Origin of the sequence: Geothrix paludis, from assembly GCF_022808815.1 — a bacterium.
GTDB classification, from domain to species: Bacteria; Acidobacteriota; Holophagae; order Holophagales; family Holophagaceae; genus Geothrix; species Geothrix paludis.
Genome location: NZ_JAKZLC010000006.1, coordinates 26,071 through 44,774, shown reverse-complemented (window position 1 = coordinate 44,774; position 18,704 = coordinate 26,071). Strand labels below are relative to the sequence as shown.

At 68.8% G+C, this 18,704-nt stretch carries 15 protein-coding genes; 2 read left to right on the top strand and 13 right to left on the bottom strand.

Going from position 1 to position 18,704, the window contains the following annotated elements:
* Positions 1-186 precede the first annotated feature (186 nt).
* Positions 187-2,508, top strand: a complete 2,322-nt coding sequence (locus tag MLE64_RS14250; RefSeq protein WP_243318682.1) for an FG-GAP repeat domain-containing protein — start codon at positions 187-189, stop codon at positions 2,506-2,508.
* A gap of 93 nt (positions 2,509-2,601) precedes the next feature.
* Here MLE64_RS14250 and MLE64_RS14245 read toward each other — a convergent pair whose 3' ends face one another.
* From MLE64_RS14245 to dnaK, 7 genes are all read right to left on the bottom strand, one after another.
* Complete coding sequence (locus tag MLE64_RS14245) at positions 2,602-3,675, bottom strand: SAM-dependent methyltransferase (RefSeq protein WP_243318680.1); 1,074 nt, start codon at positions 3,673-3,675, stop codon at positions 2,602-2,604.
* 124 nt (positions 3,676-3,799) lie between these two features.
* Complete coding sequence (locus MLE64_RS14240) at positions 3,800-6,352, bottom strand: MMPL family transporter (RefSeq protein ID WP_279343138.1); 2,553 nt, start codon at positions 6,350-6,352, stop codon at positions 3,800-3,802.
* Positions 6,352-7,245, bottom strand: a complete 894-nt coding sequence (locus tag MLE64_RS14235; protein WP_243318677.1) for a P-loop NTPase family protein — start codon at positions 7,243-7,245, stop codon at positions 6,352-6,354. Before MLE64_RS14235 ends, MLE64_RS14240 begins: the two co-directional genes overlap by 1 nt.
* Positions 7,246-7,282: 37 nt before the next feature.
* Positions 7,283-8,149, bottom strand: a complete 867-nt coding sequence (locus MLE64_RS14230) for a sigma-70 family RNA polymerase sigma factor (protein ID WP_243318676.1) — start codon at positions 8,147-8,149, stop codon at positions 7,283-7,285.
* Between the two features lie 66 nt (positions 8,150-8,215).
* On the bottom strand, positions 8,216-8,590 hold the full coding sequence (locus MLE64_RS14225; protein ID WP_243295331.1) for a MerR family transcriptional regulator: 375 nt from the start codon (positions 8,588-8,590) through the stop codon (positions 8,216-8,218).
* On the bottom strand, positions 8,583-9,665 hold the full coding sequence (gene dnaJ / locus MLE64_RS14220) for a molecular chaperone DnaJ (RefSeq protein WP_243318674.1): 1,083 nt from the start codon (positions 9,663-9,665) through the stop codon (positions 8,583-8,585). The genes MLE64_RS14225 and dnaJ overlap by 8 nt, the downstream gene beginning before the upstream one ends.
* A 78-nt stretch (positions 9,666-9,743) precedes the next feature.
* Positions 9,744-11,645 carry a molecular chaperone DnaK gene (gene dnaK, locus MLE64_RS14215; RefSeq protein WP_243318673.1) on the bottom strand — a complete coding sequence of 634 codons (1,902 nt, stop codon included), beginning with the start codon at positions 11,643-11,645 and terminating at the stop codon, positions 9,744-9,746.
* A gap of 163 nt (positions 11,646-11,808) precedes the next feature.
* Here dnaK and MLE64_RS14210 point away from each other — a divergent pair, with 163 nt between their 5' ends.
* A complete protein-coding gene (locus MLE64_RS14210; protein ID WP_243318671.1) occupies positions 11,809-11,997 on the top strand; it encodes a DNA gyrase inhibitor YacG in 189 nt (62 codons plus the stop codon).
* Positions 11,998-12,009: 12 nt separating this feature from the next.
* Here the strand turns inward: MLE64_RS14210 and MLE64_RS14205 are convergent, their stop codons facing one another.
* The 6 genes from MLE64_RS14205 to MLE64_RS14180 all read right to left on the bottom strand — a co-directional run bounded on the left by MLE64_RS14205 (position 12,010) and on the right by MLE64_RS14180 (position 18,573).
* A complete protein-coding gene (locus MLE64_RS14205) occupies positions 12,010-12,972 on the bottom strand; it encodes a hydroxymethylglutaryl-CoA lyase (protein ID WP_243318669.1) in 963 nt (320 codons plus the stop codon).
* A gap of 8 nt (positions 12,973-12,980) precedes the next feature.
* A complete protein-coding gene (locus MLE64_RS14200; RefSeq protein ID WP_243318667.1) occupies positions 12,981-14,174 on the bottom strand; it encodes a CaiB/BaiF CoA transferase family protein in 1,194 nt (397 codons plus the stop codon).
* Positions 14,175-14,199: 25 nt separating this feature from the next.
* Positions 14,200-14,787 carry a chromate transporter gene (locus MLE64_RS14195; RefSeq protein ID WP_243318665.1) on the bottom strand — a complete coding sequence of 196 codons (588 nt, stop codon included), beginning with the start codon at positions 14,785-14,787 and terminating at the stop codon, positions 14,200-14,202.
* The gene (locus tag MLE64_RS14190) at positions 14,784-15,365 is read right to left on the bottom strand and encodes a chromate transporter (RefSeq protein WP_243318663.1); all 582 of its coding nucleotides are present in this window, start codon (positions 15,363-15,365) and stop codon (positions 14,784-14,786) included. The genes MLE64_RS14195 and MLE64_RS14190 overlap by 4 nt, the downstream gene beginning before the upstream one ends.
* Positions 15,366-15,435: 70 nt before the next feature.
* Positions 15,436-17,214, bottom strand: coding sequence for an anion permease (locus tag MLE64_RS14185; RefSeq protein ID WP_243318661.1), 1,779 nt, complete (start codon positions 17,212-17,214; stop codon positions 15,436-15,438).
* A 96-nt stretch (positions 17,215-17,310) separates the two neighbouring features.
* Positions 17,311-18,573 carry a porin gene (locus MLE64_RS14180; protein WP_243318659.1) on the bottom strand — a complete coding sequence of 421 codons (1,263 nt, stop codon included), beginning with the start codon at positions 18,571-18,573 and terminating at the stop codon, positions 17,311-17,313.
* Positions 18,574-18,704: the final 131 nt, after the last annotated feature.

Here is an 18,704-nt window from a genome sequence, read left to right as displayed (position 1 = left end):
GAATTAGATGATTTAAGCGCTGGCGAATGCATGCCCAATATCGCTTTGAACCCGTGCGCACTCTATGTTTCTTAGGAGATCCCCATGCCCATCCGGTCCAGGTCCTGGAGTCTTCTATGCATGTTGTTGGCTCTGAACCTGACATGCGGAGGAGGTGGGTCCACCCCAGGGGCTGGAGGAGGTTCCGTGACGGTTCCACCTTCCTCGCCCGCTTACCCTCATTTCCGGACCCCCCAGATTTTTCCCACAGGCTCGGGCCCCGCGGACGTAGCCGTCGCAGACCTGAACCAGGACGGCACCCCGGATCTGGTAACCGGCGAAGTCAACCTGGGTGAAGGGAAGGGAATCACCTGCCGCCTGCTAAGGCAGTCAAGCGGGACCCTCCAGAGCCTCTCCACACAATGGCAGGACACCCCACAAACGCCCTCCACCGTCGGGACAGCCGATATCAATGGGGATGGGATCCCCGACATCATCACCGTGAATGAGAGCGGCTCCGTTTCGATATGGTTGAATCTCACGCCCAAGGGATCCAGCGCCCTGAAGCTCGCCCCCCGCGTGGATATCCAGTTGCCCGCTTTCCCAGCCAATGGGTTGGCTGTGGGTGATTTGAACAAGGACGGACTCCCAGACCTGGTCGTAGGCCATTTGTATGGACTGACGACCTGGGTGCTCATGAATCAGACGGTCTCAGGCCAGACCTTGGCCCAGTTCAAGGTGGTGGAAGTCCCGGTATCCAGCACCTTGTGGGGTGGTGTTCCGGTGCTCGCGGATCTCGATGGGGACGGGCGGCTCGATCTCGCCCTACCCCTCGGAAGCAACGATCCCAAGCTCCCCACTTTGATAGCAGTGCTGATCAACCAAACCAAGGCTGGCGATAGCCTCCCCACCTTCAATGAACCGGTCGGTATCGTAGTCCCCGCCTTCGGGACGGACCTGAAGGCCGGGGATTTGGATGGGGACGGGCGGTCTGATCTGGTGCTGTGTTCTCGAGCCACTTCCCAGTTGGTGATCCTCAGGAATCTGACCTCGTCAGTGGGAACGCCGACATTCGATGTTCCTTACGCGATCAACATGGGATTCCTCCCCACTTACCTAGCACTGGCCGACATCAATCGAGATGGCGTTCTGGATGTCCTCACCTCCGATCAGGGGAGCGATTCCATTACCGTCCTAGAGAATCGGTCGGTGCCGGGTGGATTACACTTCGACAATCCCATCCACTGGAATACCCTTCGCGCCCCTGCGGGATTCAGGGTTGCCGATATCGACGGAGATGGCTGGCCTGATGTGATGGTCGCGGTCCATGAACAATCAACCGTCGCGATCATAAAAAACCTTGGTACGAAGGGTGGCCGGATTCTATGGGATGCAACCCTCGGAATTCCAGCAGGCGCATTCCCGGTCGCCATGCAGTCCTTCGACATGAAGCAAGATGGGCATCCAATGGTCTTTGTTACAGATCAGGGAGGGGACTCGATCAATCTGATCCACTTTGTGGGCTCGGATGCGGCAGGATTACCGCTGGTTGAATCTACGACCTTACCCTTGGGCGTCCAACAACCACAGGGGCTGGCCCTAGTCGACTTGGATGGAGATGGCGCGCCAGATCTCGCCACATTGAGCGTGCTCGACCAGAGCCTGGTTATTTGCAGAAACATCACGCCTTCCGGCGCCACCAGTCCCCAGTTCGGGGCCCCGATCAAGGTCTCCTGGCCAATCGCCTGGCCGTTTGGCAATGGCTGGACGGACATCAGCCCCTACCACAGCCCCATTCTTCGCGCGATGGACGTCAATGGAGACGGCCGGATGGACCTCGTGGCGGCCTGCGAGGCAGACGCCTCGGTGACTGTGTTCCTCAATCTTCCCACCGGATTTGTGGCCAAGCGATTCGAGATGCCCGCCGGTACCACCCTCTGGAATGCAGACCCAGTGACATGGGCCGGGCATCCTGCCGGCGCACTGATGCTGACCGGCCAATTCTTTGTCAACCAGACTCCGGCTGGGGCCGGAGAGCCCTCCTTCGTCCTTTCTTCTCAATTTTACGGGTCATCCAGCTCGGGCGTCCGAACGCCCATGGACCTCAATGGAGATGGTTTCCCGGATCTTCTGATGTCCTGGGGGGGGGCTTTGGGAGGGGTGCTCATCCTCAACCAAGACCTGACTCAACCGCAGTGTCAGTGGCTCACATGGACACCTTGGCTGAGCTCTCGAAACACCCAGTCAATTCTGGTGGATGACCTGTTGGGGACAGGAACACCCTCTGCCCTGGTGCTCGACGATGATGGTTATGCTCAGTTCTATCGGAATTTCTGGACCGGCATGAAGGGGCAGAACGGGAGCGACAACCTCCAGAAGGACATCGCTTCGGGAGGCGGAGTGGACGGTTTCCACTCGCCTTCCAGTCAGAACATCCTGAGCGTTCGCCTGGGAGCCTCAAAGCGGAAGTGTGTCCTGTCGCTCCATAGTTACGAAGCCAAGCTTTCCATCATGACCATCGTCGACTAGCTCGTCTGGCCCCTTGAAGTATCAATCCCACTTCTGATTGGATCGGCCTGGGACTTCGAAGGCCGTGGCTCAGGCCCTCACCTCTCCCGGTATTCATCGGTCATCAAACCCTCGTCCCTTCCACCCCTCCAGCACCCGGAACCGGCTGCCCATCCGGTCCGGCAGGGTGAGCTGGAGGAGGTTCTCGGTGCGCTTGACGCGCTCGGCGGGGGGCAGGGCCATCCAGCCGGGGGCCCACTGCTCCAGGGGGGCGTGGGTGCGGATCCACTTGCTGAGCTCCATGTGCCCGAGGCCCGTGAAGCCCTCGCCCTCCAGCAGGCGCGCCAGGCGCGTGAAGTCGACATCCGCTGTCAGATCCGCCTCGCCCAGGTCCTCGTGCCAGTTGCCGTCCACGGTGTGGGCCTTGAAGCGGCGCAGGTCCGCGCCCTTGGCCAGCAGCCGGTCCGCGGATTCGCCGTAGTCCACGGCCAGGAAGAGGCCCGCCTCCAGGGGCGCCGCCAGCTCGCGCACCAGGCCCGGCAGGGCCTCGCACCAGATGCTGCCGTCGCGGGGCTCCAGACCGTCGGTCTGCTCGGCGAACCAGGCGCCGGCCTCGCCGGGATCCGCCGCCTGCCACTGGGGACCCGCGGGCGTCAGCACTTCGCGCGTCCAGCGCTCGCCGTCCCAGCGCCAGGGCTGGGCGGGCAGGGCGTCGAAGAGCTCGTTGCTGAACACCGCTCCGGTGAACGGCTCCAGGAGTTCGTTCTCGGCGGCGAATCGCGCGCGATTCGCCGATAGGAAAGGCGCGAGGGCTTCCTCCGCGGCCCTTCGGGCGGCGGGGTTGTCGTCGCGGTGGACGTAGACCAGGGCTTCGGCGAAGGGGCCGGTGACGGCGTTCAGCACGTCGCGGCCCAGCCAGCCGCGGCCGGCGCCGGGCTCCAGGGCCGTGAAGCGCGCCGGGCGGCCCAGGCGCTCCCAGGCCGCCTCCAGGCGCAGGGCCAGGGTCTGGCCCAGCAGGGGGCCCAGGTCCAGGGCCGTGTAGTAGTCCTTGCCCTCGAAGCCCCAGGGGCCCGTCGGGCGGCGGTAGTAGCCGTGCTCCGGATGGTAGAGGCCCAGGGCCATGACCTCCGAGGCGGGCACGGGGCCCTGGGCCAGGCGGCTTTGGAGGAGATCCTGCAGGGGATTCATGTGCGCTCTGTTCCGGTAATTGAGGCAAAACCGTGGAATAACCGCCAACCACAGAGAACGCATGAGAACGCGGAGAAGAACCCGGTGTTCCTCTGCGTTCTCTGCGGTGAGGTGGTCCTTGGGGTCATTTGCGCTCCAACGGCCACTTCTCCAGCAGCACGGGCAGCAGCCACTGGGTGAGGACCAGGGCCAGGGCCACGCCGCCCAGGCAGGCCAGGCCCAGGCCCCGCAGGCCGCGGTAGCCGCTGAAGACCATGCCGCCGAAGCCGGCGAGGGTGGTGCCGGCGCAGACGGCGTTCACGCGGGCCACGCGTTCCGGGGCGTTGGCCTCGCCCCGGGCTCGGTGCAGCAGGTTGAAGGCCGTGTCCACGCTCACGCCCAGGGCGATGGGAATGGCCATGAGGGACAGGAAGGTCAGGGGCTCCCCGCTCCAGCCCAGGGCGCCCAGGGCCCCGGCCTGGCTGGCCGCCAGGGGCACCATGGCCAGCAGGGCGAAGCGCAGGCTGCGGCCGAAGAGGGCAATGACGGCGAAGATGCCCGCCAGGGCCAGGAACACGGCCTCCCGCACGGTATCGCGGGCGATGCCCTTCACCACGCGGAAGAGGGGCTGGGTGCCCACGAAGCGTCCGCCGGCCGCCTCGACCTCCGGCGTGAGCCGGAGCAGGGAGGCCTCGTCCAGCCGGATGGGGACCGTCAGGGCCGGGGCCAGGGGGGTGGGCGCCGATCCGTGGCGCAGGTGGCCCCAGAGGGTCCAGGGATGGTGGCCCTCCGGGGCGGGCGCCGACCGGGGCAGCAGGACCTGCAGCGCGCGCACGGGCTGGGAGGGATCCACCGCGGCGGCGGCCAGGGCCGACAGGGGCCCCTCCAGCCCCGCCGGGTCCAGCCCCGCCTTGGCGGCGGCCTCCAGCACCTGGTGCCGCCAGGTCTCCGAACCCAGGGCGTGCTGCAGGTCCGGGTCGAGGCTCTGCCAGTCGGGCACCGGCAGGCCCGCCTCGCGGAGGATGGGGCTCAGCCGGTTCCACCGGGCCGGAAGACGGTCCGGGTCCTCCAGCGGAATCTGGAGGGCCAGGGGCTGGAGGCTGGCGCCCAGGGTCTTCGTCAGCCGCGCCTGCAGGGTGAGGGCCGGGTTGCCCTGGGCCCGGAAGCGCCGGAGGTCCTCCTCCCAGCGGGTGCGGGGGGCGCCCGCCAGCGCCAGGACCAGCAGGGCCAGGGCGGCCCAGGGGGCCCAGACGCGGCGGCGGGGTCGGGGCGGGGGCGGCCCCGGGGCGAAGGTGCCCCGGCCCCGGTCCAATGCCATCAGCATGGGCGGCATCACCAGGAAGGTGGCGGCCAGGCAGGCCAGCAGGCCCAGGCCCGTGGTGAGCCCCAGGTCCCGGATGCCAGGGAAAGGTGCGAAGGCGAGGGCCAGGAAGGCCAGGGCCGTGGCCAGGGCGCCGGCCACCACGCCGGGACCCGTGCTCAGCATCGCGGCCCGGAGGGCCCGCGCCTTGGCCCGGCCCGCCCGGCGCTCCTCGCGGTAGCGGCTGAAGAGCATGATGCCCACGTCGTCGCCCACGCCCAGCAGCACGGCGCCGAAGCCCGCGGCCATGAGGTTGACGCGCCCCAGGATCCAGCCCGTGAGACCCAGGGCCCACACCATGCCCACGAGCAGGGGCCCCATGACGAAGCCATAGCCGGCGAGGGTGCGGAAGCCCAGCCAGTACACGAGGCCGATGAGGACGAAGCTGAGGGCCAGGCTGAGGAGCACCTCGCCCGTGAGCCGGTGGGACTCCCAGGCGGTGATGGCATGGGCGCCAGTCACCTGGAGGAAGAAGGGCCGGTCGGCCCGGGGGGTCAGGGCCGCCTCCACGGCCTTCAGGGCCGCGGCCGGAGGCAGGGGCCCCTCGGCGCCCCGCCCCAGCCAGGCCAGGACGCGGGTGGTGGCCTTCACGTCCGAGGCGGGAAAGCCCGCCACCAGGGGCACCAGGACGAAGCGGCCATCCTTGGTCTCCAGGTAGCCGGTCCGCATGCGCAGGGTGAAAGCGCGACCCAGCTGCACGGCCTTGGCCATGCCCTCGCCGTTCTGGGGGGCGAGGGTCCGCAGGCCCAGCGGATCCAGCCGTGCCAGGGCCGCCGCGAGCGGCTCCGGCGAGCCCAGGGCCCGGGCGGTGGCCTCCAGGCGGCGCTTCACTTCCGCCGGGTCCCTGAGGGGCTCCAGGCGGTCGCCCAGCCAGGCCGGAGCCAGGGAGTAGAGGGTTTCCGTGGTGAGCCGGCTCACCGCCGCATCGCCTTCGGTGATGGCCCCCACGGCCAGGAGCGCGGGCCAGGGACTCACGCCGCCCGGCCCGGGCACGGGGATGGGATCGGACAGGCGGCCCTCGGCGGCCAGCCCATTGAGGGGCAGGTCGCCCTTGGTGAGCAGGCGGTCCACCAGGCCCTCGGCCCAGGCGCGGCGGGCCTCCAGGTCGGCCGCGTTTCCCTCGGCCACCAGCCAGATCAGCTCCTGCTGGCCGACGCCGGCCTCCAGGTTGGCTCGCACGGCGGGATGCTCCGAGGGCAGCAGGCTCATCAGGTCGAGGGCCCGCTCCACGCGCAGGGTGCCCCAGCCCAGGGCCAGCGTCAGGCCCGCCGTGAGGATCCAGAGTCCCCGGGACCGGGACAGGTGCAGGCGGAGCAGGCCGCGCAGCAGGGCTTTCATCACCGGTCCGCGCCGGCGCGATCGATCCAGGGCTTCAGGGCCGGCACCATCTCCACGCGCTCCGCCCCCCGCAGCCGCTCCATGAGGCTGCCGTCCTCCAGCCGGGCCAGGGGGTGGTTCTCCCGGCGGTCCAGCGTCTCGGGCGGGCCGGCCGCCGTGAGGATGGTGGGCAGCTCCTCGCTGTAGCGGTGGTCGAGCAGCTGCGCCAGGGCCGCGGCCACGCGGAGGTCCGAGTCCATGCGGTCCCAGTCGTCCAGCACCAGGAGGGGCGGATCCTGGAGGGGCTCGATGAGATCGCGCACGCTCTGGAAGGCCTGGTTCTGGAAGCTGCGGATGTCGTAGTAGGCGTCCTTGATGCTCTGGCTGAGGGTCCGCACGGAGACGAAGCGCCCGCCGCGGCCCGTGCGCTCCGTCCAAGCCCGCAGGGCGGCGGCGGCCAGGGTGCTGCGGCCGCTCTGGGCGGGCCCGTGGATCCACCACAGCTCCCAGCCGTGGCGGAACTTGTGCTTGCCGGTGGTGGCCCACTGGGACAGGGCCTCGGCGCCCGCCGGACGGATGCCGTGCTCGGGCCGCTTGCGGAGGGCCGTGAGGAGCCGGGCCAGGTCGTCCCGGAAGGGGATGGGCCCCACCTCTTCCTCGGGCCGGGCCAGCCACTCCTCCAGGTCCGGCACGCGCTCCAGCATGGACCGGGCTCCGCTGGCCTGGGCGTTGTTCCACCACTTCCAGAAGCGGGTGAAATCCGCCTCGCGGTAGCGGGCGGGCAGGCCCAGGGTCTCCGCGTCCGGCGCCACGTCGGCCGTGCAGCCGCAGACCCGCACCGGCTTCTGGGGATCCGGATCGAAGATGAGGCCCTGTCCCTGGCAGTGGGGGCAGTCGGGGCGGCCCTTCACCATGAGGCCGCTCCGGCCGGGCAAGAATCCGCCGCTGCGCTCATGGCCCGTCCCCGCCGCGCAGGAAGCCTCCCAGCACCTCGCGGCGCCGCTCGCGGATGCGGGAGAAGGCGCGCTCCTCCAGCTGCCGCACCCGCTCCCGGGAGATGGGCGGGTTGAACTGCTTGCCGATCTGCTCGAGGGTCAGGGGCTCCTGGCCGCCCAGCCCGAAGTGCAGAGAGATGATCTTGCGCTCCTTCTCGCTGAGGGTCTGGAGGCTGGCCTCGATCTGCTCCAGGAACGCCTCCTGGTCCAGCGTGTGCATGGCGGAGGGCTCCACCTCCTGCTCCAGGCTGTCGCCCACGGTGAGGTCCGAATCGCCCAGGCCCTGCTCGGTGGAGACCGTGGAGGTGGTCTGTTGGAGGAGCTGGAGACGCTCCACCTCCTCCACCGTGAGGTTGGCCGCGTCCGCGATCTCCTGGAGCATGGGCACCCGGCCCAGGGACTGGCTCAGCCGCTGGGTGACCCGGTTCAGGTGCACCAGGTGGCCCGCCACCTTCTGGGGCAGGCGGATCTTGTTCCCGTGCTCGGCGAGCGCGTGGAAGATGGCCTGCCGCACCCACCAGGAGGCGTAGGTGAGGAACTTGTTCTGCCGCTCGGGATCGAAGCGCTTGGCGGCCTCGATGAGGCCCAGGTTGCCCTCGCTGATGAGGTCCAGCAGGTCCAGGCCCATGCCCTCGAACTTCCGCGCCTCCTTCACCACGAAGCGGAGGTTGCCCTCCACGAGCTTGCGGAGACCTTCCGGATTGCGGTCGTTCTGCCACAGGCGCCCGTTGATGCGCTCCTCCTCCGCCGTCAGCAGGGGCAGGTGGCGGATGGAGTCGAAGTACTTGTCGAGCGAACGCTCTTCGAGATGCCGGAGGGGCACGGAACACCTTGGGGGAGGAACCAGCATAGCAAGCGATCCGCGCTACCAGGGCAACTGCGATCGGCCTCAGCGCTTGCGCAATCCGTGGGGCGTGAGCTTCACCAGGCCCGTGCCGCTGGCGGGTCGGGGCACATCCTTCACGCCGGCCGCTTCCAGGGCCTGGGCCAGGCGCTCCAGGTCCTCCTGCATGCGATTGAGGCGGTCCCGCAGGGTGAGCACCACCTCCACGCCGGCCAGGTTGACGCCCAGGTCCCGGGTGAGGTTGAGGATGAACTCCAGGCGCTCCAGGTCCTCGTCGCTGTAGAGGCGGGTCTTGCCTTCGGTGCGGCTGGGCGTGAGCAGGCCCTCCCGCTCGTAGAGGCGCAGGGTCTGGGGATGCACGCCGTAGCGCATGGACACCACGCCGATCATGTAGGCGCCGAGGCGGGGATCTTTAGCCATGGCTCGCACTCCGCTGCTTGCGCACGTCCGCGTCGTTCAGCTCCGCCAGCTCGCGGAGGAGCTCCTTGCTGCGCTCATCCTGGATCTGGGGCGTCACCACGGCGACTTCCGCGATCAGGTCGCCCCGCTGGCTGCCCCTCGGGATGGGCATGCCCTGGCCCTTGAGGCGCAGCTTGGCGCCGGTCTGGGTGCCCGGGGGCACCTTGATGGTCTGGTGGCCCTCCGGCGTGGGGACCTCCACCTTGGCCCCCAGGGCCGCCTCGGAGAAGCTGACGGGCAGCTTCACGTAGAGGTTGGGGCCCTTGCGCTCGAAGCGGGCGTCCGCCTCCATGCTGATCTGCAGGTAGAGGTCGCCGGGTCCGCCGCCGCGGCGGCCCGCCTCGCCCTTGCCGGCCACGCGCAGCTTCGCGCCGTCCTCCACGCCGGCCGGGATGGCGATGGTGACGGTCTCCTGGCGGGGGTGCCGGCCCGCGCCCCCGCACTCGGGACAGGCCGGGGCCCGCATGCCGCGGCCCTGGCAGTCGGGGCAGGTGCGGCCGAAGGAGAGGAACCCGCCGCCGCCGCCCAGCTTGCCCTTGCCGTTGCACGTGCGGCAGACCTCCTGCTTCCGGGAGCTCTCGCCAGTGCCGCGGCAGGCCAGGCAGGGTTCGGAGCGGTTCACGCGCAGGCTCAGGCGCGTGCCCTCGAAGGCCTCGCGAAAACCCAGGCGCACGGTGTGGACCAGGTCCTCGCCCCGCTCGGGCCCGTGGCGCATGGGGCGCCCGCCGAAGCCGCCCCCCGCGAAGCCTCCGAAGATGTCCTCGAAGGAGAAGCCCCCGCCCTGCTCGAAGCCCGGCGGGACCTGGGCCCCGGGGCCGTTGGGATCGCCGTAGGTGTCGTAGTTCTTCCGCTTCTCCGGGTCCGACAGCACCTCGTTGGCTTCCGAGAGCTTCTTGAACTCGGCCTCGGCCTGGGCATCGCCCGGGTTCAGGTCCGGGTGGTGCTTCCGCGCCAGCTTGCGGTACGCCTTCTTGATGTCCTCTTCCGAGGCGGTCCGGGGCACGCCCAGGATCTTGTAGTAGTCGGGGTGGGGCATGGGTTTAGTCTAAAGCACTCAGATTTGTTCTAGGCGCAAAAAAGGGGAGCCCGCGGGCTCCCCTTTTTTGCGTACGACCTAACTGACGACTTCGGCATCGATGACGTTGTCATCCCCACCCTTCTTTTCACCTCCGGGTGCGCCAGGCGCACCCGGAGCCGGGCCGTCACCGGCAGGGGGCTCGCTCTTGTAGAGCGTCTCGGCCAGCTTGTGGCTCTTGGCCGTGAGGGTCTCCAGGGCTTTCTTGATGCGGTCCTTGTCCAGGCTGGCCAGGGCGGCCTTGGCCTCGACGATGGCCTCCTCGGCCTCCTTCTTGTCGGCCTCGGGCAGCTTGTCACCGCTGTCCTTCAGGAGCTTCTCCACCTGGTAGACCATCTGGTCGAGGTGGTTCTTCTCCTCCAGCAGGGCCTTGCGGGCCTCGTCATCGGCCTTGTGGGCCTCGGCATCCTTCACCTTGGCGTCGATCTCCTCCTTGGAGAGGCCGGTGCTGCCCGTCAGCGTGATGCTGGCGTCCTTGCCCGTGCCCTTGTCCTTGGCGGTCACATGCACGATGCCGTTGGCGTCGATGTCGAAGGTGACCTCGATCTGCGGCATCCCGCGCGGGGCGGGCGCGATGTTGCCCAGGTGGAACTGGCCCAGGAGCTTGTTGCCGTCGACCACGGGTCGCTCACCCTGGAAGACCTCGATGTCCACGCCGGGCTGGTTGTCCACGGCGGTGGTGTAGATCTCCGAGCGCTTGGTGGGGATGGTGGTGTTGCGCGGGATGATGACGCTCATCTGGCCGCCGTTGGCGTTGATGCCGAGGCTGAGCGGCGTCACGTCGAGGAGCAGCACGCCCTTCACGTCGCCCGCCAGCACGCCCGCCTGCACCGCCGCGCCCAGGGCCACGACCTCGTCGGGGTTCACGCTGTGGTTGGGCTCCTTGCCGAAGATGGACTTCACCATCTCCAGCACCTTGGGGATGCGGGTGGAGCCGCCCACCATCACCACCTCATCGATCTCGTGGTGGGCCAGCTTGGCGTCCCGCACCGCGTTCTCGCAGGGTCCCTTCAGCTTCTGGAGGATGGGCTCGATCATCAGCTCGAACTTGGCGCGGGAGAGCGTCTGGTTCACGTGCTTGGGACCGCTGGCGTCGGCCGTGATGTAGGGCAGGCTGATGTCGGTCTGGGTCGTGCTGGACAGCTCGATCTTGGCCTTCTCGGCGGCCTCCTTGAGGCGCTGCATGGCGTCGGCCTGCTTGCGGAGGTCGATGCCCTCGGCCTTCTGGAACTCGTCGGCCAGCCAGTCGATGATGGCCTGGTCGATGTTGTCGCCGCCCAGGTGGGTGTCGCCGTTGGTGGACTTCACCTCCACCACGCCTTCGGAGACCTCGAGGATGCTGATGTCGAAGGTGCCACCGCCGAAGTCGAAGACGGCGATGGTGCCGTCCTTCTTCTTATCGAGGCCGTAGGCGAGGGCCGCGGCCGTGGGCTCGTTGACGATGCGCTTCACGTCCAGGCCCGCGATGGCGCCGGCATCCTTGGTGGCCTGGCGCTGGGCGTCGTTGAAGTAGGCGGGCACGGTGATGACGGCCTCCGTGATCTTCTCGCCCAGGTAGGCCTCGGCGGCCTCCTTCATCTTGGTCAGCACCGCGGCGCTGATCTCCTCGGGGCTGAGGTGCTTGTCGTTCACCACTACGGCGCAGCCGCCCTTGTCGGCCCGCTCCACCGTGTAGGGGACGAGCTTCTGCTCCTTGTCGGAGTCGGCGTAGGGCAGGCCCATGAAGCGCTTGATGGAATAGATGGTGCTCTTGGGCTGGGCCACGGCTTGGCGCTTGGCCGGCGCGCCCACCAGCCGCTCGCTGGTCTTGGGGTTGAAGCCCACCACGGACGGCGTGGTGTCCGCGCCCTCGGGGTTCGGGATCACCTTGGGCTGCCCGCCTTCCATGACGGCCACGCAGCTGTTGGTGGTGCCGAGGTCAATGCCGATGATCTTGCCCATGGTGTCGCTCCTTCTGAGGGTTGCTGAGGGGGGACAGGCCGGGCTGCGCCCACCCTGTCCCTATAGGATAGAGGAAAGGGACCCCCCGTCAACATGATCTTCTATTTTTAACTCATATTTTCTTCGTAATTGAACAAAATCCATCGAGGGATATGCTGACATCATGACGCTTCGTCCCTGCCCCATCTGCCGCACCCCCACCACCTGGGAGGGCAACCCCTTCAAGCCCTTCTGCTCCGAGCGCTGCCGGCTCCGCGACCTGGGCGCCTGGGCCAGCGAAAGCTACCGCGTCCCGGAGAAGCCCCAGGAGGAGGACGGCGAAGGCTGGAGCGGCGAGGGCGAAGAGGGCTGACCAGGCCTGAACCTAGGCCAAGGCACGGGCCCGGATGGCCTCCAGGCTGGCGGGCGCCGGATGCAGATCCTGGCTGCGCCCCGCGTGCATGACCTGGCTGGGCACGTCGTGGCCCACCAGCTCGGGCAGGCTGCGGGCCGCCGCCAGGAGGCGCGGCAGGTCCACGGCCACGGGGAAGCCCATGGCCTGGAACATGTGGACCAGGTCCTCGGTGCAGACGTTCCCCGTGGCGCCCGGCGCGTAGGGGCAGCCGCCCAAGCCGCCCAGGGAGGCATCGAAGCGGACCAACCCGGCCTCCAGAGCCGCCAAGGCGTTCGCCAGGCCCATGCCCCGGGTGTTGTGGAGGTGGGCCGTGAGTTCGGCCTCCGGGAACCGCACCCGGAAGGCCCCGCAGAGGGAGGCCACCTGGCCCGGATGGGCCATGCCCGTGGTGTCGCAGAGGGTGATGCCCCCCACGCCCCGGTCCAGGAAGCGCTCGGCCAGACCCAGCACCGTGGCCTCGGGGACCGCGCCTTCCATGGGGCATCCGAAGCTGGTGGAGATCGACACGTTCAGGGCCGCGCCGGTTTCCGCGGCCAGGTCCACCACCTCCAAGAGCCGCGCCACGGACTGCTCGCGGGTCATACGGAGGTTGAGCAGGTTGTGGGTCTCGCTGGCGGACATCACCAGGTTCAGCTCATCCGTCCCCGCGGCGAGGGCCCGCTCGGCGCCCCGGAGGTTGGGCACCAGGGCCGTGTAGACCACGCCGGGGACGCGGCGGATCCCCCGCATCACTTCGTCCGCGTCCGCCAGGGCGGGGATGGCCTTGGGCGACATGAACGACGTGACCTCGATCTTCGCCAGGCCGCAGAGGCCCAGGGCGTCGATCAGCTCGATCTTGTCGGCGGTGGGGACGAAGCGGTCTTCGATCTGGAGGCCGTCGCGGGGGCCGACCTCCTGGATGAGGATGGGATGGGACACGCGGTGCTCGAACATGGGATTCCTCAGATCACGCCCTTGGCGCGCAGTTCCGTCATGGCCGCCTCCGAGACGCCCGCCCGGCGCAGCACGGCCTCCGTGTCCGCCCCCAGGGCCGGCGCGGGGCGCTCCACCCGGCCCGGCGTGAGGCTCAGCTTGGGCACGATGCCGGGCACCTCGATGGCCTGGCCGTCCGGCAGCTGGGCCCGGAGGATCATGTCCCGGGCCCGGAAGTGCGGATCCTCCGTGATGTCCCGCGCGTTGTAGATGCGGCCCGCGGGCACCTGCGCCTCGTCCAGGGCCGCCAGCACGTCCTCGAGGGACCGCTCCGCCGACCAGGCGCCGATGGCGGCATCCAGCTCCGCGACCCGTCCGGCCCGTCCATCGTTGCAAGCCAGGCCGGGATCCTCCGCCAGATCCGTGCGGCCGATCTTCGCCATGAGGCGCTGGAAGATGCGGTCGCCGTTGCCCGCGATGAGGGCGTAGCCGCCGTCCGCGCAGCGGTAGGCGTTGGTGGGCGCGATGCCCGGCAGGGCGCTGCCCGAGGGCTCCCGCACCACGCCGAAGGCGCTGTATTCGGGCAACAGGCTCTCCATCATGTGGAAGACGGCCTCGTAGAGGGCCACGTCGATGACCTGCCCCTCGCCGCCGTTCACCTTCCGGTGGTAGAGGGCTAGCAGCACGCCGAGGGCGCCGTGCAGGCCCGCCAGGGAATCGCCGATGGAGACGCCCACCCGCACGGGCGTGCGGCCTGGCTCGGCCGTGAGGTGCCGGAGGCCGCCCATGGCCTCGCCGATGACGCCGAAGCCGGGCCGGTCGCGGTAGGGCCCCGTCTGGCCGTAGCCGGAGATCCGCAGCATCACAAGACCGGGGTTGAGGGCGTGCAGCTCCTCCCAGCCCAGGCCCCAGCCTTCGAGGGTGCCCGGCCGGAAGTTCTCGATGAGGACGTCCGCCTCCTTCACGAGATCGCGGACGATGGCCTGGGCCTCGGGTTTCCGCAGGTCCAGGGCCACGGACTGCTTGTTGCGCGACTGCACCTGCCACCAGACGGAGGTGCCGTCCTTCAGCAGGCGCCACTTGCGCAGGGGATCGCCCGCGCCCGGCGGCTCGACCTTGATGACCTCGGCCCCGAACTCGCCGAGGATCTTGGCCGCGAAGGGACCGGCGATGAGCTGGCCCAGCTCGAGGACGCGGATGCCGCTGAGGACGGAGGCCTGCATGGGGGACTCGCGAGAGGGGCGGGGCCTAGACCACGCCGAGGATGCCGAGGAGCGCCCCGGCAGCCAGGAGCCAGAGCACGTGGAGCCGCGTGCGCCACACCAGCAGGGCCGTGGTGGCGGTCAGCAGCCAGAGGGCGGCGCCCGATCCGGTGTCGTGGGACGCGCGGGCCAGGATCCAGCCGGTGGCCAGCATGAGGCCGATGACCACGGGGGCCATGCCCTGCTTGAAGGCCCGCACCCCGCGCAGGTGCCGGTTCCGGTGCCCCCACTGCGAGGCCAGATGCGTGACGATGGTACTGGGAAGCAGGATGCCGGTCAGGGAGAGGACCACCCCGGCCAGCGCCAGCAGTGGCCCGCCGGAGTTCATGCCCAGGTTCCAGCCCAGCAGGGCCACGAAGAGGATGTTCGGCCCCGGCGCTGCCTGCGCGAGCGTGATGGAGCTGCTGAACTGGGCCTCGCCGAGCCAGCGCTGCTGGAGCACCAGGTAGCGGTGCATCTCCGGGGCCGTGGTGAGGGCGCCGCCCACGGACAGCAGCGACAGCAGGAGGAAGTGGCCGAGGAGCTGCAGCCAGTCCCAGCCGTGCAAGGCGACAACTCCCGGGCCGGCCGTCACGGGTTCAGCCTCGCGTAGGTGGCCAGGCAGGCCACGCCGCCGAGCCCCAACAGCACGAAGGGCATGGGCCAGTGCAGTAGGGCCACGCCTCCGAAGGCGGCCACGGCGAGGGCCCCGCAGGCGGGTCCGCCCAGGGGATGGCCCTTCAGCCCCCCGGAGAGGCGGAGGCCCGCGGCCATGATCAGGCCCGCCGCCACGGCGCCCATGCCGCGCAGGGCCCGGGCCACGGCCGGATGCTGGCCCACTTGGCCGTAAGCCACGGCCAGCAGGAGGACCAGCAGCAGCGGCAGCGCGAGCATGCCGGCCATGGCGGCCAGGGCGCCCCGCCAGCCGAAGCGCCGGCCGCCGATGACCAGCGAGAGGTTCATGACGTTGGGGCCGGGCATGATCTGGGCCACGGCCCATTCCTCGACGAAGGCGGCCTGGGTGAGCCACCGCTTCCGCTCCACCAGCTCCCGGTGCGCCACGGCCATCACGCCACCGAAGCCCTGCACGGCCAGCCAGGTGAAGGTGAGGAAGAGGTCCGTCAGGGAGCGGGGCCCCGGTTGATCCTCGGGAAGGGTCTCGTGGTCGGTCATGGTCATCCGGGGGAAACAGGAAGGGCGAGGGGGACCCGCACCAGACGGGCCCCCTTCGGTGACTGCGAACCTACCAGAGGTGCAGCACCTTCCACCAGGCGCCACCCACGACCACCCAGATGAGGATGTTCACGACGCTGACCATGAAGCCCAGGCGCCACCAAGTACCGATGGGCACATAGCCCAGGCCGAACATGGCCGGGGCGGGGCCCGTCCCGTAGTGGGTCATGCTGGCGTGCAGGTTGGAGAAGAAGCACAGCACCAGCGCGGCGAGCATGGGCGGCGCGCCGAGCGTGATGGCCACGCCCAGGAAGGCCGCATACATGGCGCCGGCGTGGGCCGTCATGCTGGCGAAGAAGTAGTGGGCGTAGAAGTAGGTCACGGCTAGGACCAGGAAGCCGAACTGCCAGCTGTGACCCGCCATGGAGGCGCCCACCACTTTGCTGAACCAGGGGATCATGCCCAGCTTGTTCAGGAAGCCCGCCATCATGATCAGGCCCCCGGTCCAGATGAGCACGTCCCAGGCGTTGTGCTCCTCCAGGACGTCCTTCCAGGTCAGCACGCCCGTCAGCAGCAGCAGAGCCAGGCCCAGGAGCGCGGCGGTGGTGCCGTCGATGCCGAAGGTCTTCTCGCCGATGACCCAGAGCACCAGCACGACGCTGAACACGGCGACCATCAGCCATTCAGACATGGAGGGACGGCCCATCTCCCTCAGCTTGGCTGTGGCCATCTCCACCGCCTCGGGCGTCTGGGTGATCTCGGGCTTGTAGAGCTTGTAGAAGAAGAAGGGGATCACCAGCAGTCCCACGAGGCCGGGCACGATGGCGGCCACGAACCAGCTGTTCCAGGTGATGTTGATGCCGAAGTCCGCGGCGAACTTCTGGGTCATGGGGTTGGCCGCCATGGCCGTGAGGAACATGGCGCTGACGATGAGGTCCAGGTTGAAGCAGGTCATGGTGAGGTAGGCGCCGATCTTGCGGGCGGTGCCGTCCTCGGGGTTGCTGCCGTAGGCCCGGGCCAGGGAGCGCATGATCGGCATGATGATGCCGGCCGTGCGGGCCGTGTTGCTGGGGACCACGGGCGCCAGCACGAATTCGGTGGCGGCGAAGCCGTAGGCCAGGCCCAGGGTGCGCTTACCCAGCAGGCGCATGAAGAAGTAGGCGATGCGCGTGCCCAGGCCCGTCTTGATGAAGCCCCGGGCGAACATGAAGGCCACGATGATGAGCCAGAGGGTCTTCTCCGCGAAGCCGCTGAGACTGTCGGCGATGGGGAGCGTCCCCGTGATGGCCGTGAGGCCCACGCCGATCATGGCCACGGCGCCCATGGGCAGGGGCCGGAGGATGATGCCGAGGATGGTGGCCACGAAGATGGCGAAGAGGTGGAGGCCGCGGACCCAGTCCGCCTGGCGGACCTTCTCGGCCTCGGCCTTGGCCTTGGCGTCCGCCTCCGCCTTCACCTTGGCCTCGGCGTCCGCCTTGGCCTTGGCGGCGGCCTCGAACCTGGCCTTGGCTTCGGCCTCGATGCGCTGGACTTCGAACTCCTTGGCGCTCAGCTTCTTGGCTGCAGCCGCCGGCTTGGGCTCAGCCTTCGCCTCGACTTTGGGCTCGGCCGCCTTGGCCTCCACGGGTTTGGGCTTGTCGGCGGGCTTGGCCGCCTTCTCGCCGGGCTTCGCGCCCTTCTCGCCGTTCTTGGCCTTGGCGGCGGCGCTGCCGGCGAAGAACTTGGCGTCGGGCACCGGCGCGACGCGTGGAAGGATGACGTAGAGGAGGCAGCCCACCGCGAGAGTGGCCAGGAGGCGGAGGGGCTTGGCCCCCTGCCATCCTCCGCCTTGGGATTCCGGATTGGACATGTCAGCACCTGCGGGGAGGGGCCGGGAGACCCGGCGCGTGGGGATTCGCGGAAAGGCCGCCGGGTCCGGGAATTCCGGACCCGGCGGGAATTCGGCTTACAGGGCGCGGATGCGCATGCCGATGGCGAACTCGGTCTGGGAGTCGTGGGGATTGGTGGCCGAGAGCCGGAATGCGTCGTGCAGCTTCAGGTAGTCGAAGACCACGTAGGCTTCCATCTTCTTGCTGAGGTGGCGCCGCACGGCGCCGTAGGTGGTGTCCCGTCGGCCCGACACGAAGAAGGCCTTGTTGGCCGTGTCGGCGAAGGGGTTCTGCCAGGCGCCCGTGGCCGCGCCCAAGCCGGCGTCGTCGGCCTTCATGGACTGGAAGCCCAGGTAGTAGCTCCACTTTGGATCGGTCTGGATGGAGGCGGACACGGTGAAGGCGGCGTCCTTGCGGTCCGGGTGGTTCAGGCCCTGCTCGGCGGTGTAATGGAAGTAGCCGGCGTTCAGGCGCAGCCACGGGAGGGGCTTCACGTTCCCGCCCAGGGAGGCGGACTTCTGCGTGAAGCCGTTGTTGTTGGCCTGGGTGTAGAAGCCGGCCAGGTGGAAGGCCTTGGCGTTGTAGCCCAGGGCCATGGAGGCGGTGGAATTCTTGGTGGTGGTGTTCGGCTCGTAGTTCAGGTTGTAGGCCGCGCCCATGGCGAACCCGCCGTCGGTGACCTTCTTCCACACCACGCCCTTGTCGATGCGGGTCTGGGCCGGCCCGCCCGTGGGGGAGCCCACGCTCACGGCCCCGGCGTAGTAGACCAGGGACTTGAAGTTGTTGTTGTTGGTCCAGCCGCCCTCGTCGTAGTTCACCTCGGCATGGGCGAAGGGGTCGCCGTAGATCACGGCGAAGTCCCGGGCCAGGGTGTTCTGGCGGCCGAAGGTGATCTGGCCCAGCTCCTTGCTCTTGAGGCCCAGCCAGGCGTCGCGGTTGAACAGGGTGTTGGCCTTGCCCTGCTCGCCGTCATAGAGAAAGTACTCGCTCTCCAGCTTGTAGATCACGCTGAGGCCGTCGACGTTGGTCTTGATGGCGCCCTTCAGGCCCCAGCGGCTGCCGCTGAACCAGGACTCCATGAAGTCCACCTTGGTTCGCCCGTCGGCGGTGGCGTTGGTCTTGGAACCCAGGGTGGCGTCGATGAGGATGTAGGGCGTCAGTTCCGCGGGGAACTTGAAGGCCTCGGCCTTGGCTTCTGGTTTGGCTTCCGGCTTGGACGCCAGCTTCTGCTCCAGCTCGGCGATGCGCGCGTTCTGCTTGGCCAGCTCGGCCTTGACGTCGACCTCCTGGGCCGGGAGGAGGGCGGCCGCGGCGAGGCAGGCCAGGGTGCGGAGATGCATGGGAACTCCTTGGTGTGGGGGATGGGTACCGCGGGATCAGAAGGGATGGACAGCCGGAGGCCGCCTCCCGGGAGAGGGATCGGGGCGAAACGGGGTGGATCACTGGGAATCTAGGAGGCCAACCTTTCAGC